Here is a 14,194-nt window from a genome sequence, read left to right on the forward strand (position 1 = left end):
CAACGTTTCGAGCAATGAAAGATAGCAGATATTACTAGTAAAAAAAAGAGGTTAAATATTAAAAATATCATAAATTTCTTTCGCTGATTTCCCCTGATGTATATCAGGGGAAAAGCAAGAGCGACGGCGGCAAAACATTGAATAAAGTGTAACGTTATTTTTATTCTTTATTCATGGATAATTTGGCAATGATTGCTTGATTTTCGCTTTTAACTTGGTGAATAACAACCGAGATAGTGTCAGCCAGTTTATAGCAAGCTTCATCTTTAATTTTGATGATACCTTCATCGGGTAATGGAATAATTTCTTCCTTGACTGGGTGAATCATAGACAGAGGTACAAAAGCAAATGCACCGATATCGCATAAACGAATTCGAGCGCCACCACGATTAATATCAATAATTTCAGCTGAGTAATTTTCGCCGATTTTATCTGATAAATATTGAGCATAAAGGTTTTCAGCCATATCGCGTTCAGCAAAGCGTAATATTTTGCGTCTTTCATTCATACTTTTTAATTGCTCTTTATCTGGCGGGGTTAATTCTTGTGAACGGATATACGCTTTGATTAATCGATGGTTTACCATATCTCCATATTTGCGTATTGGTGAAGTCCATGTTGCATAGGCTTCAAATCCTAAACCAAAATGCGGTTGAGGCTCAGTTGAAAAATCTGCAGGACTTTGGAACTTGCGGAGCTTTGTGGTCAAAAATGGATTATTGTCGATTATACGCCGTAACTTTACATATCCATCGAAAGATAAGAGTGATTCTTTATCAAACTCTGTAATCCCGTTATCATTTAAAAAATTTACCACTTGTTCAATATATTTATTATCAAAGCCCGAATGAATATTAAAAATCCCAAAGCCAATTTTATGTTGTAATTGTAATGTTAAAGCTTGGTTGGCAAGAACCATGACTTCTTCAACAATATGATTAGCAATCCGACGAGTTTCTTTAATTATGGATTGAACTTGGCGGTTTTCATTAAGTTCAAAACGATAATCACCCTTATCTTTAAATACTAGTGCATGGGTTTGTCGCCAGATTATGCGGATTTTGGCTAAGTCAGATAACCAATTAAGTTGCTGTTTTATACTAAAATCATCAGTTGCTAATTCGTCATTATTTTCTAAAAAATTAGAGACATTGTTATAAGCTAGTTTAGCCTTTGATTCAATCCAAGCTGGAATAAAAGTAATATCATCGGTAATAATATTGCCCGCTTCATCAATATTCATTTTACAGATCATTGCAGGGCGTTTTTGATTCGCTTTTAATGAGCATAGCTCATTGGCAAGATCTTTGGGAAGCATAGGGATATTAAAATCTGGTAGATAAGTTGTGAAATTTCTAATTTTAGCAATATTATCGAGTTCGCTATTTTGTAATACATAAGCGGTGGGGTCAGCAATGGCAACCATCAGTTGATAATGCCCCAGTTCATTTTTAGAAACCGCAATGGCATCATCCATATCTTCAGTATCTTCACTATCGATGGTAAAAAAGTGAACATTAGTTAAATCTTGACGGTTATCAAGTTCAGTCTCGCTAATTGTCAATGTTTCGGTTTGTGGGGCGTGCGTTTCTAAATCGTAACGGGCTAACGTTTTTAGCCAAAGTTGATAAGGTGAACCGCTTTCTGCAACAAAACGAATAACTTCAGCAAGGAAATGGTTATTTTCTTCTTGCAAAGGATGAGAAATAAGTGTTGCAACCACCCAATCTCCTTCTTTTAGTTTTTCGTTAACTTGATTGTTTATTTTACAGCGAATGGCAAAATTAGTCGGCATATTTTCAGGGTATATCACCATCGCACGATCTTGAAAACCAATTTTGCCGATAAATTGTTGCAATGCACCTTCAATTAATGATTCGGGTTCGAAAGACTCTTTATCGTTATGACTTATTACTGTTCCTGAAACTTTATCGCCATTACAGACTGTTTTCATCTTAGCGACAGGGATGAAATAACTTTTTTTATTATCTACATCTAAAAAACCAAATCCTTTTTCATGAGCTCTAACAATACCTTCAACGCGAGGCGTTTGTTCATGGAGTGCTTGTTTTAATTGTGCAAGTAGAGGGTTATTTTGAAACATATGGCTTAACACTAGTTAAAAAGTTAGTGTTAAATTCTATCATATTTATGTCAATTGTGGTTATTGAATTAATCGGTGATGACGTTGAAAATAGACGTATAATAATGCCACTTAAAATTATTGGTCGAATTAAAGTATGAAATTAAATTATAAATTGCAGGGTGACGGACAGCCGATTGTATTTTTGCATGGCGTATTTGGTAGTTTAGATAATTTAAATATGCTTGCAAAAGATTTTGCAAAGCATTATCAAACGGTTCAAGTTGATTTGCGTAACCATGGGCATTCACCATGGTCTGATAAGATGAACTATCAAGTCATGGCCGAAGATGTGGCTGAACTTTGTTATGATTTACAACTAAAAAATATCATATTAATTGGTCACTCAATGGGTGGGAAGGTTGCTTTACAATTGTCACAGATGCTATCAGATACTATCCAAAAAATGGTTGCTATTGATATTGCCCCCATAAAATATCACCGCTCAGGCAATGCCACTATTTTGAGAGTATTAATGTATTGCCTGACTAATCAAATTACCGATAAAAAACAGATCACCAATTTAATGGAACAAGCTGGTATTAATGCTCCAACCATTCTTTTTTTATTAAAATCGTTTAAAAACGAAAAGTGGTTATTTAATATTCAAGCGATTAATTCGCAGTATGGTCATATTTGTGATTGGGAAAATATTTCACCTTGCTTAAAACCAACATTATTTATTCGTGGTGGCAACTCGTCTTATATTACTAATGACGCATATGATGCTATTTTTGCGCAATTTCCGAATGCAAAAATCGAAGTGGTTGAAGGAGCAGGGCACAATGTTCATGCTGAAAAAACGCAGCAAGTTTTGCAATTATTACATCACTGGTTAGATAGCTAAATAATATTTAATCAGTAAATATTAAAATTAATTACAAAAAAGGCGTTGCTGCTTAGCGACTTGGTTGTTGGGGGCATTAACTGTTATAACCACCATTTTACACTGGGCATTATATGTTTTATTAGTGATCTTATAGTGCCAACCAGAAGGGATAATTTCATTGGGGGTATAAGGGTAGCTATCAAGTAGTTGAAAAGCAATTTTATTGGCGCGCAAATAGTTTGCAAAGTAATGGTGTTTATTGAACAACGCTTGTTGGTAGTTAATCAAACCCAGCATAATAATTGAAAATAGTAGCGTTGCTATTATAACTTCAATCAAACTAAAGCCAGCTATATCTTTATTATTCACAATAAATAGCCTTTTTTTCTGGGCAATAATCGAGCCAATGACCTTTTTCAACGATTAATCTGTTATTATCAAAATGTGCAAGTGTATATAAATAAATATCTTCATCTTTGGATTCGCCACGGACTAATACATATTCATCGATTTTTAATAAAGACTGTTTTATGCAGGCTTTTAGTTGATAAGTTGGCTCGGTCATACAATGCCAATGGGTCTTAGGTGCTTGCCAATTTTGGCTAATTGCCCACGTTAACGATGAGCTTGCCTGATTAAATCGCTGATAGTATTGGCATTCCATTAATATCGCTTTCTGCCATGAGGCAATAAGCAAATTAAAGCTGATTAATATAACCAAACCCACACCCATTAAAATAATCACCATTAAAATAGTGCTAAAACCATGCGACACATAATGTTGTTTAAAATCGGTTCTCATTTTTGATGATTTCAGTTATATGATATTTAATCTGTTTGTTTTTTCTTAATTCAGCAGTGACTGATAGACTTATGGCATTGGGGAGCTGTTTTATTGTAAAGTCGGTTACTTTAATTTCGTTTGAATCGAACAAGTTTTCCCATTTGTTGCCAATACAATCTATTGATCCTGTTCTATAGGCTATGTTGTTTTCTTTATAGCGATAAGTAAAAATATCAGACGCCATGGGGTTAAATCTGTCCCAGACCCAAGAATTGCGAATTTCACTATCATACCGAACAATAATGCATTGGGACTGTTTATCGATTTCAATTGCTTTAGCGGTCATTTTGCTTGGATTATTAGCAATAAAACCTGCTCGTTTGATGTCTTTCTTCATGCCGGCTAATCCAACTTCGATTGCTTGTTGCAAACGTGTTTTTTGATAATATTGTATGATGCTTGCTTGTAATTGAATGTAAAAAGAGGTCATTCCCAGCACAATTAGGCTTGATAATATCATGCCAATAAGCATTTCAAACAGGGAATATCCAGACGCTTTTAACATGGTGGTAAACCTGTTATATAACTGTTTTCTGCACAGAAACGGATGCGTCCAATTAAAGAAACTAAAACTCTGCTAGTACCTATCTTATTTTTTAATTGAAAAGACATTGTTTGCGCCATATTGCGACGTCCTAAGATAAAAGCACTTTTATTGTTTGATAATTCACTAATTTCAACGGAATTATCAGGTTTCATAAAATACAGCACGCCTTCACTGCACGAGCAGGGTTTTTCATCGTGAGTAATGGTAATGCACCAAGGTGATGTAAATTGGTGAATAATGTAATTCTCATTTTTACTGGACGCTTTTATTTGAACTTCATATAAAAAATAAGCCAGCTGCTTAGTTGTATAAGCTAATTCATCACGCAACTGTTGCTCATGCCAATGCCTAATGCCTATGATAGCAAAAATGGCACTAATGCAGATGGCTATTAACAATTCGAGTAATGAAAATCCCCGATCTTGCATAATATTGTCTTTTTTAATATTGTGATAGATCTAGTGTAGCTTTGAATAAAATAACGGATTACTTAGTGATCTTAATTTGTGACTTACTCTCCAAATAAATTGTATTTTTTTATTTTCAATTAAAAATTTGATAAAAAGTTAATCCAAAATCATTCAGTTAGAAAATTGTTTTTATTTGATTTCTTATTTGGTGTTTTTTGTTTTTTCGTAAGCGCTAATCATCATAATAATAAAGAACAGTGGGGAATGTGTAGATTTAGATGATCTTATTAAACCACTTAAAAAGCAAAGCGGATTATATTATACTGTTTATCCATTTATTATTTGCTAACGGATTTATAAGTTAAAGGAAACTTGAGATGCAACAATTACAAACTATTATTGAAGCAGCATTTGAACGTCGTGCTGAAATTACACCATCAAATGTGGATACGGTTACACGTGATGCGATTAACCAATGCATTGCCTTATTAGATAGCGGTAAAATGCGTGTCGCTGAAAAAATCAATGGGGACTGGGTGACTCATCAATGGTTAAAAAAGGCTGTTCTGCTCTCTTTCCGTATTAACGAAAACCAACTGATCAATGGGGGGCCGACTAATTATTATGACAAAGTGCCATTAAAATTTGCTGAATATGATGAAGCAAGATTCCAACAAGAAGGTTTCCGTGTTGTTCCGTCTGCTATTGCGCGTAAAGGTGCTTATGTTGCTCGTAATACCGTATTAATGCCATCTTATGTCAATATTGGTGCTTATGTTGATGAGGGGACTATGGTTGATACATGGGTAACTGTTGGTTCTTGTGCGCAAATTGGTAAAAATGTCCATCTATCAGGGGGGGTTGGTATTGGTGGTGTTTTAGAGCCATTACAAGCTAATCCAACTATCATTGAAGATAACTGTTTTATCGGTGCTCGCAGTGAAATTGTTGAGGGTGTGATTGTTGAAGAAGGCAGCGTCATTTCAATGGGCGTATTTATTGGTCAAAGCACTAAAATTTACGATAGAGCGACAGGCGAAGTGCATTATGGTCGTGTGCCTGCTGGTTCAGTTGTCGTTTCTGGTAATTTACCAACTAAAGATGGTAAATATAGTTTGTATTGTGCAGTCATTGTTAAAAAAGTTGATGCCAAAACTTTAGGTAAAGTGGGTATTAACGAATTACTTCGAACGATTGATTAATTGCAATCCATAAGTATAAAGTTAAATGCTGCCTAAATTATTAGGTAGCAAATGCATCTCACTTGTTTTAGTAAATTTATTTATGTTTTATAACCGTTAGAAGAGGAAAATTTATGCCTTCTTTTGATATCGTGTCAGAAATCCAAATGCCTGAAGTTAAAAATGGTGTTGAAAATGCAACTCGAGAGCTAACAACCCGTTGGGATTTTAAAAATGTTGAAGCATCGTTTGAATTAAATGAAAAAAATGAAACGATTAAAGCAACCAGCCAATCTGATTTCCAAGTGCAACAATTACTTGATATCCTACGCGACAAGTTAGCCAAACGAGGTATTGATGGTGGTGCACTTGAGATCCCTGAAGAAATGGAGCATAGCGGTAAACTTTATAGTGTTACGGTTAAACTCAAGCAGGGTATTGATAAAGAGTTAGCTAAAAAAATTGTAAAGAGCATCAAAGACAGCAAAATTAAAGTGCAAGCTCAAGTACAAGGCGAACAAGTTCGAGTTACAGGTAAATCACGCGATGATTTACAAGCGACTATGGCGTTAGTTAAAAATGGCGAATTTGGTCAACCGTTTCAGTTTACTAATTTTAGAGACTAATTTGTTATGTTAATATTGCCGATAAATGTCGGCAATATTATCCTTTAACAATTATCATTTATCTTTTGGGTATGGGTGTTTATCCAACAACTGCTATGCTGCCTTAAACGTAAATGTAAGTAGCGTAAAGAATGAGATTTTTTTTTATGAATACGTTATGCTATTTACTTGTCTATCCTCTTAATTATAACAATATTTATTATGATAAAAAAATTAGCGCTATTTTTATTTTTTCTTGTTTTTTCTGGATACTTATTTGCACAAAATCCTAATATCGAAATAAAAAAAGAAAAGGAAGTTCAAAACGTTCACGACATTAAGGATGTCAAAGATGCTAAAAACGTAAAGGATGAAAAGAAAACCTTTATTGATAATCTATTATCAAAAATGACGCTCCAAGAAAAAGCGGGACAATTACGTTTGATTAGCGTTGGTGGTGATCTAACATTAGATAAAGTGCTTGATCAAATCGAAGCTGGTGAAATTGGTGGTATTTTTAATACTGTTGTCGAACCTGACCTTTTTCGAATGCAAGAACGTGCTTTAAAATCTCCCAATAAAATCCCACTGTTTTTTGGCTTTGATATTATTCATGGTCATCGAACTGTGTTTCCGATTAATTTAGGTATTGCATCAACTTGGGATCGTGGCGCGATAGCAAAAGCGGCTGAAGTTTCAGCCGAGGAAGCGACATCGGACGGATTAAATATTACTTGGGCTCCTATGGTTGATATTACACGTGATCCAAGATGGGGGCGAGTGTCAGAAGGATTTGGTGAAGATCCTTATTTAACATCAGAAGCTGGGCGCATTTTTGTTCAAAAGATGCAAAAGCAATCGCTTGCCGATAAAAAATCACTGGTTACTGCTGTAAAACATTTTGCGCTTTATGGTGCAGTTGAAGGTGGGCGTGAATATAACAGCACCGATATGAGTGAACGTAAAATGTTTCAAGAATATCTAGTGCCTTATAAAGTGGCAATTGATGCTGGAAGTCGTGCAGTCATGGTTTCACTTGTGAGCGTTAATGGTATTCCTGCAACTGCTAATCATTGGTTATTAACCGAGGTGTTACGCAATCAGTGGCATTTTAATGGCGTTGTAGTCAGTGATCATGGTGCTATTCGTGAGCTGATTAATCATGGAGTGGCAAGTGATCCAAAAGATGCTGTTCGAGTTGCCATTAAAGCTGGCATTGATATGAGTATGAATGATGAATATTTCTTACAATTTTTGCCTGAATTGGTTAAAGAAGGCGCTATTACAGAAGATGAAGTCAATCAAGCATGTCGCCGTATTCTGGAGCTTAAATATGATATGGGGTTATTTAGTGATCCTAATCGTAATTTAGACCCAAAATTAGATATTGATACAATGTTTGCTGATAATCGATTGCATCGTGAAGAAGCCCGTGATGTGGCGCGTCGTAGTATTGTGTTATTAAAAAATGAAAATGAGATTTTACCTCTAGCTAAAAATAAGAAAATTGCGGTGGTTGGTCCATTGGCTGATTCCAAACGTGATATTTTGGGCAGTTGGGCGGGTGCTGGACGCGCTAATTTGGCGGTAACGCCATTAGAAGGAATTAAAAGCGCAGTTAAGAATTCAAAATCAGTTAATTACGCCTTTGGTGCCAACCTTTCTGATGATGCAAATTTATATCGATTTTTAAATTTATATGGTGAAACAGCTAAGTTTGATAATAGACCGGCGGATAAAATGATTGCTGAAGCGGTTAAAATAGCCCAAAAATCTGATGTTATCATTGCCTTTGTTGGCGAGGCCGAAGGTATGGCGCATGAATCATCAAGCCGAACGGATCTTTCTTTACCTGCAAGTCAAAAACGCTTGCTTAAAGCGCTCAAAGCAACAGGTAAGCCTTTAGTTATTGCATTAATGAATGGTCGTCCATTAACGTTGTCTGAAGAATATACTCAAGCCGATGCTATGCTTGAAACTTGGTTTTTAGGCACTGAAGGTGGTAATGCTATTGCCGATGTGTTATTTGGTGATTATAACCCCTCTGGTAAGTTGCCAATGTCTTTTCCTGATAATGTCGGTCAAATCCCTGTTTATTACAGCCATTTAAACACAGGGCGTCCACGCGGTACTGAAAATATGGGTAAATATACGACCTCGTATCTTGATAGTCCAAACGAACCATTATTCCCATTCGGTTTTGGTTTAAGTTATACCAACTTTGCGATGGACTTTTCTTTATCTAGTACTGAAATGAACAAAGAGGGTGAAATTGTTGTTACAGTTAATGTCGAAAATATTGGTAAGAAAGAAGGCATGCAAACTGTTCAGCTCTATTTGCAAGATGTTACAGCGTCAGTTAGTCGTCCTGTTAAAGAATTGATTGGTTTTGAAAATATTATCTTAAAACCGCAATCAAAAGGCGAAGTAAAATTTGTTATTAAATATGATATGTTAAAATTCTGGAATGACAAAATGCAATATGTTGCAGAACCTGGCAAATTTAATGTGTTTATAGGTTCCGATTCAACAACACAAGATAAGAAAACTTTCACTTTGCTTGATAAATAAATTTTTAATTTTCCGTCGGCATTGGTCGACGGTTTTATTGTGTGATCAGTATTATGTTTGAATTTGATCTTGTCCTACAGCTTCTTCAACAAATGTGTGTTTATTTAGTGATTGCTTATTTACTAAGTAAAACGCCGATCGTTATTCCCCTTATGCAAGTGACAGTACATTTGCCTCATAAATTAGTTTGTTATTGCATCTTTTCGTTATTTTGTATTATGGGCAGTTATTTTGGTTTGCATATTGAAGATACCATCGCCAATACGCGAGCCATTGGCGCTATCTTAGGTGGTTTACTTGGCGGACCAGTAGTAGGGCTTTTAGTGGGTGTCACCGGTGGGCTGCATCGATATACTTTAGGCGGTATCACCGCTGATAGTTGTATGTTATCCACTATTTTAATTGGGTTGATTAGTGGATTACTGCATTATTTGCTGATGAAAAGGGGGAGAGTCGATCTTATCTATAACCCGCTTTTAGTCGGTATACTAGGTTTGTTGGTTGAATCACTCGAAATGATTTTAGTATTAATAATTTCGCGGCCTTTTGATGTGGTATTGCATGCCGTCAGAAGTATTGCAGCGCCAATGATTGTTGCAAATAGCATTGGTGCTGCGATGTTTATGCGGATTTTGCTTGATAGACGGGCGATTTTTGAGCGTTATACTTCGGCCTTTTCAGCCAAAGCATTAAAAATCGCAGTCAGTACTGAAGGTTTATTGCGTGATGGTTTTAATCAACAAAATAGTACTAAAGTGGCCGAAATTATTTATCAAGAACTCGATATTGGCGCTGTTGCCATTACCGATAGGGAAAAGATATTGGCTTTTATAGGTGTTGGTGATGATCATCATTTACCAGGAACACTAATCACATCTAATAGTACCTTAGAAGCGATTGAAAAAAATGAAGTACAATACCTAGATGGGGTTCATGAGCCTTATCAATGCTCAATAAATAAAAGTTGTCGTTTAGGTTCAACACTCGTTATTCCGCTGAGAGGAGAAAACAATACGGTTGTAGGTACAATTAAGCTTTATGAGGCAAAAAATACGTTGTTTAGTTCCATCAATCGAACCCTTGGTGAAGGTATTGCCAGTTTATTATCTGCACAGATTTTAGCTGGGCAAAATGAGCACTATAAGCAACTGTTATCTAAAACTGAAATTAAACTGTTGCATGCGCAAGTTAATCCCCACTTTTTATTTAATGCCTTAAATACGTTACTGGCTGTTATTCGTCGAGATAAAACACAAGCATCGCAACTCGTGCAAAACTTATCTACTTTTTTCCGAAAAAATTTAAAGCGAACCGAAGAAATCGTCACTCTAAAAGATGAAATAGAACACGTTAATGCTTACCTACAAATCGAAAAAATGCGGTTTATGGATCAGTTAACGATTAATATCGATATCCCCTCTGAATTAGAATATATAAAACTACCTGCTTTTACGTTACAACCTATTGTTGAAAACGCTATTAAACATGGTACATCCCAGTTGCTTGATAGCGGCAATGTAACAATTTTTGCGTATAAGCAGGATCAATTGTTAGTTTTAGAAGTGATTGATAATGCAGGTCATTACCGCGAACATAAAAAAGACACTAAAGGTTTAGGGCTTAATTTAGTCGATAAGCGAATTAAGATTCGTTATGGCGAAAAATATGGTATAAAGATCGCGTGTAAACCCGATGAGTATACTAAAGTAATGCTAATATTACCTTTGCAAGAGGATATAAGTATACAATGTTAAACGTTATTATTGTTGATGATGAATTACCAGCCCGCGAAAATCTACGCTGCTTGCTAGAAACTGATCCCCAAATTTGTATTGTTGCTGAATGTAATAATGCCATGGAAGCGATTCGTGAGATTCATCGACTTCAACCAGATGTCGTATTTTTAGATATCCAAATGCCCAAAATAAACGGTATTGAAATGCTATCGATGCTTGATCCTGAAACTATGCCAAGAATTGTATTTTTAACTGCTTATGGCGAATTTGCGATTAAAGCTTTTGAAGAACAAGCATTTGATTATTTACTTAAACCCATAGAGCAAGAAAGGTTAAATAAAACATTGTATCGTCTGCATAATCATTGTTTTTCGGGAAATATTAATCAATTAGACGGTGTCAATCAAAAGCTAAAATATATTCCATGTGTTGGACATAACCGAATTTATTTATTAAATCTTGAGGATGTCTTTTATATTGCCTCGAAAATAAGTGGTATTTATGTATTTAATCAAACAAATAATGAGTATTTAACAGAATTAACTTTAAAAACACTTGAAGATAAAACAAGCCTTGTTCGGTGTCATCGTCAATATCTAATTAATCTAAAAAAACTTAAAGAAATTCGTTTTAATCAAGCTGGTGGTGTTGATGTTATTCTTATTAATGATGTTTCTGTACCAGTTAGTCGTCGTTACTTAAAATCACTTAAAGAGATATTAGGATTGTAATAATTCAGATAGTTATTTGCTTTATAGCTAATTTCTTTTACCGCTAACTCGCTAATTTTAACCACTTATCTCCTAAATCTAACCTATAACCTAAATACTATTATCATTCTTAAAAGTAAAAATTTACTATAGGCTTGAACATAAAAGACCTTTAGCAGGTACTTAATGCCTTAAAGCTATATAAAAATGAACCATCTATTGATAATGATAACATGCTAGTTTTTAATTTATCGTAAGCCACTAGGTTTGTAGCAATATGCGTTATGGCATTAAGTATCAAACTAATTAATCTATAAATCACAAAGAGAATCATTATGAATAATAAAGTATGTAAACATATTCCATGGTTTATCTTAGCTTTAGTTGGTGCATGCTGCTTAGCAGTTATAGCACTACGGCGAGGTGAACACATTAGTGCACTTTGGATTGTTGCGGCGGCGGTTTCAATTTATCTGGTCGCATATCGATATTATAGCCTGTATATTGCTAATCGAGTGATGCAATTAGATCCGACTCGTGCAACCCCTGCAGTCATTAATAATGATGGTTTAAATTATGTCCCAACAAATAAATATGTATTATTTGGACATCATTTTGCGGCAATTGCAGGTGCTGGTCCTTTAGTCGGTCCAGTACTTGCGGCACAAGTTGGTTATTTACCTGGTACACTTTGGCTACTTGCTGGTGTGGTTTTTGCCGGTGCGGTGCAAGACTTTATGGTGCTTTTTTTATCTTCCCGCCGTAATGGTTCATCTTTAGGTGAAATGATCAAAGGAGAAATGGGACTAATACCGGGGACCATTGCACTATTTGGTTGCTTCTTAATTATGTTGATTATTTTAGCTGTATTAGCGCTGATCGTTGTTAAAGCTTTGGCTGAAAGTCCATGGGGCGTCTTTACTGTTTGTTCAACCGTGCCGATTGCTCTATTTATGGGGATCTATATGCGATTTATTCGGCCAGGTCGAGTAGCAGAAGTATCGATCATCGGCATTGTGCTACTTGTTTTATCTATCTGGTTTGGTGGGGTTATTGCACATGATGCTTATTGGGGACCGGCTTTAACCTTCAAAGCAACGACCATCACTTATGTATTGGTTGGTTATGCATTAGTTTCTGCAATGTTACCTGTATGGTTAATTTTAGCTCCACGTGATTATTTAGCCACATTTCTAAAAATTGGGGTGATTGTAGGTTTAGCTATTGGTATTGTTATTTTAAACCCTGATTTAAAAATGCCAGCAATTACACAATATGTTGATGGTACAGGACCAGTTTGGAAAGGTGCATTATTCCCATTCTTATTTATTACCATCGCTTGTGGCGCAGTTTCTGGTTTCCACGCATTAATTTCATCAGGTACAACGCCGAAATTACTAGCCAATGAAAACGATGCGCGTTTTATTGGTTATGGTGCAATGTTGATGGAATCATTTGTTGCAATGATGGCTTTAGTTGCCGCCTCAATTATTGAGCCTGGCCTTTATTTTGCAATGAATACGCCACCTGCGGCGTTAGGCGTTACTATGCCAGATCTACATCGACTTGGTACTGAAGATGCGCCAATGATTATGGCTCAATTACAAGAGGTAACAGCCCATGCTGCGGCAACAGTAAGTACTTGGGGATTTGTTATTTCGCCTGAGCAAATTATCCAAACCGCAAAAGACATTGGTGAACCATCAGTCTTAAACCGTGCTGGCGGAGCACCAACATTAGCGGTCGGTATTGCGCACGTGTTCCACCAAATTTTACCCGGTGCAAATATGGGGTTTTGGTACCATTTTGGTATTTTATTTGAAGCGCTATTTATTTTAACTGCCCTTGATGCAGGGACTCGATCTGGTCGCTTTATGCTACAAGATTTATTGGGTAATTTTGTGCCATTTTTGAAAAAAACAGATTCACTTGTTGCCGGCTTTATTGGCACAATTGGTTGTGTTGGTTTATGGGGCTACTTACTTTATCAAGGTGTTGTCGACCCACTAGGCGGGGTTAAGAGCTTATGGCCACTATTTGGTATCTCTAATCAAATGCTAGCGGCGGTTGCGTTAGTTTTAGCAACAGTTGTATTAATCAAAATGAAACGTGCTCAATATGTTTGGGTAACGATCATTCCAGCTATATGGCTTTTAATTTGTACAACGTGGGCATTAGCATTGAAGTTATTTAGTCAAGATCCTCAATTAGAAGGCTTCTTTTATTTAGCGAATGAATATAATCGTCGCATTGCAGAAGGAAGCGATTTAACCGTGCAACAAATCGATAATATGCACCACATTGTTATTAATAACTATACCAATGCTGGCTTAAGTATCTTATTCCTATTGGTTGTTTACGGTATTATTTTCTTTGGTATTAAAACGGCACTAAAAGTACGTAATAATAAACACAGAACAGATAAAGAAACGGCTTATGTGCCAATTCCTGAGGGCGGTGTAAAAACATCGATGTCGCACTAGGTTTTAAGTAATAGGGTGCTGAGTTAGTCCAGCATCTTATTATCTTTATCAACTTTTAATCAAATTATCGCTTGCCCAACAATATTAATATTGTTGGGCAATTTTATAAACAATACTTTGTTTTAACAGTAAATA

Annotated in this window: 12 protein-coding genes; 7 read left to right on the plus strand and 5 right to left on the minus strand. The window is 35.7% G+C overall.

Annotation, left to right across the window (positions count from 1 at the left end; all coding sequences use genetic code 11):
- Nucleotides 1-160: 160 nt before the first annotated feature.
- Nucleotides 161-2,104 carry an exoribonuclease II gene (locus ACYIAL_RS01785; protein WP_483750810.1) on the minus strand — a complete coding sequence of 648 codons (1,944 nt, stop codon included), beginning with the start codon at nt 2,102-2,104 and terminating at the stop codon, nt 161-163.
- Nucleotides 2,105-2,240: 136 nt separating this feature from the next.
- On the opposite strand from ACYIAL_RS01785, the gene ACYIAL_RS01790 reads away from it, so the two are divergent.
- A complete protein-coding gene (locus ACYIAL_RS01790) occupies nt 2,241-2,990 on the plus strand; it encodes an alpha/beta fold hydrolase (protein WP_483750811.1) in 750 nt (249 codons plus the stop codon).
- A 27-nt stretch (nt 2,991-3,017) separates the two neighbouring features.
- Here the strand turns inward: ACYIAL_RS01790 and ACYIAL_RS01795 are convergent, their stop codons facing one another.
- From ACYIAL_RS01795 to ACYIAL_RS01810, 4 genes are read right to left on the minus strand one after another with little or no spacing between them, the layout of a single operon-like run.
- Nucleotides 3,018-3,341: a prepilin-type N-terminal cleavage/methylation domain-containing protein gene (locus ACYIAL_RS01795; protein WP_483750812.1), complete on the minus strand. Its 324-nt coding sequence runs from the start codon at nt 3,339-3,341 to the stop codon at nt 3,018-3,020.
- Nucleotides 3,334-3,774, minus strand: coding sequence for a DUF2509 family protein (locus ACYIAL_RS01800; protein ID WP_174796174.1), 441 nt, complete (start codon nt 3,772-3,774; stop codon nt 3,334-3,336). The genes ACYIAL_RS01795 and ACYIAL_RS01800 overlap by 8 nt, the downstream gene beginning before the upstream one ends.
- Entirely contained in the window at nt 3,758-4,321 is a 564-nt protein-coding gene (locus ACYIAL_RS01805) for a prepilin peptidase-dependent protein (RefSeq protein ID WP_483750813.1), read from the minus strand. The genes ACYIAL_RS01800 and ACYIAL_RS01805 overlap by 17 nt, the downstream gene beginning before the upstream one ends.
- Nucleotides 4,315-4,791 (minus strand): prepilin-type N-terminal cleavage/methylation domain-containing protein, encoded by a 477-nt coding sequence (locus tag ACYIAL_RS01810; protein ID WP_174796176.1) that lies wholly within the window; start codon nt 4,789-4,791, stop codon nt 4,315-4,317. The genes ACYIAL_RS01805 and ACYIAL_RS01810 overlap by 7 nt, the downstream gene beginning before the upstream one ends.
- 359 nt (nt 4,792-5,150) lie before the next feature.
- On the opposite strand from ACYIAL_RS01810, the gene dapD reads away from it, so the two are divergent.
- From dapD to ACYIAL_RS01840, 6 genes are all read left to right on the plus strand, one after another.
- A complete protein-coding gene (dapD, locus tag ACYIAL_RS01815) occupies nt 5,151-5,975 on the plus strand; it encodes a 2,3,4,5-tetrahydropyridine-2,6-dicarboxylate N-succinyltransferase (RefSeq protein ID WP_174796177.1) in 825 nt (274 codons plus the stop codon).
- Nucleotides 5,976-6,088: 113 nt separating this feature from the next.
- Nucleotides 6,089-6,580, plus strand: a complete 492-nt coding sequence (locus tag ACYIAL_RS01820; protein ID WP_483748257.1) for a YajQ family cyclic di-GMP-binding protein — start codon at nt 6,089-6,091, stop codon at nt 6,578-6,580.
- A gap of 201 nt (nt 6,581-6,781) precedes the next feature.
- Nucleotides 6,782-9,130 (plus strand): beta-glucosidase BglX, encoded by a 2,349-nt coding sequence (gene bglX, locus ACYIAL_RS01825; RefSeq protein ID WP_483750814.1) that lies wholly within the window; start codon nt 6,782-6,784, stop codon nt 9,128-9,130.
- A 53-nt stretch (nt 9,131-9,183) separates the two neighbouring features.
- Nucleotides 9,184-10,884, plus strand: a complete 1,701-nt coding sequence (locus ACYIAL_RS01830) for a sensor histidine kinase (protein WP_174796180.1) — start codon at nt 9,184-9,186, stop codon at nt 10,882-10,884.
- On the plus strand, nt 10,878-11,597 hold the full coding sequence (gene btsR / locus ACYIAL_RS01835) for a two-component system response regulator BtsR (protein ID WP_174796181.1): 720 nt from the start codon (nt 10,878-10,880) through the stop codon (nt 11,595-11,597). Before ACYIAL_RS01830 ends, btsR begins: the two co-directional genes overlap by 7 nt.
- A gap of 314 nt (nt 11,598-11,911) precedes the next feature.
- Nucleotides 11,912-14,059, plus strand: coding sequence for a carbon starvation CstA family protein (locus ACYIAL_RS01840; RefSeq protein WP_483750815.1), 2,148 nt, complete (start codon nt 11,912-11,914; stop codon nt 14,057-14,059).
- Nucleotides 14,060-14,194 lie beyond the last annotated feature (135 nt).

This window comes from Gilliamella sp. X-57 (genome assembly GCF_057063565.1).

Bases quoted from the DNA above. Each gene is read 5' to 3' on its own strand.
- ACYIAL_RS01785 (WP_483750810.1), bottom strand. From the start codon at position 2,104: ATGTTTCAAAATAACCCTCTACTTGCACAATTAAAACAAGCACTCCAT.
- ACYIAL_RS01790 (WP_483750811.1), top strand. From the start codon at position 2,241: ATGAAATTAAATTATAAATTGCAGGGTGACGGACAGCCGATTGTATTT.
- ACYIAL_RS01800 (WP_174796174.1), bottom strand. From the start codon at position 3,774: ATGAGAACCGATTTTAAACAACATTATGTGTCGCATGGTTTTAGCACT.
- ACYIAL_RS01805 (WP_483750813.1), bottom strand. From the start codon at position 4,321: ATGTTAAAAGCGTCTGGATATTCCCTGTTTGAAATGCTTATTGGCATG.
- ACYIAL_RS01810 (WP_174796176.1), bottom strand. From the start codon at position 4,791: ATGCAAGATCGGGGATTTTCATTACTCGAATTGTTAATAGCCATCTGC.
- dapD (WP_174796177.1), top strand. From the start codon at position 5,151: ATGCAACAATTACAAACTATTATTGAAGCAGCATTTGAACGTCGTGCT.
- ACYIAL_RS01820 (WP_483748257.1), top strand. From the start codon at position 6,089: ATGCCTTCTTTTGATATCGTGTCAGAAATCCAAATGCCTGAAGTTAAA.
- bglX (WP_483750814.1), top strand. From the start codon at position 6,782: ATGATAAAAAAATTAGCGCTATTTTTATTTTTTCTTGTTTTTTCTGGA.
- ACYIAL_RS01830 (WP_174796180.1), top strand. From the start codon at position 9,184: ATGTTTGAATTTGATCTTGTCCTACAGCTTCTTCAACAAATGTGTGTT.
- btsR (WP_174796181.1), top strand. From the start codon at position 10,878: ATGTTAAACGTTATTATTGTTGATGATGAATTACCAGCCCGCGAAAAT.
- ACYIAL_RS01840 (WP_483750815.1), top strand. From the start codon at position 11,912: ATGAATAATAAAGTATGTAAACATATTCCATGGTTTATCTTAGCTTTA.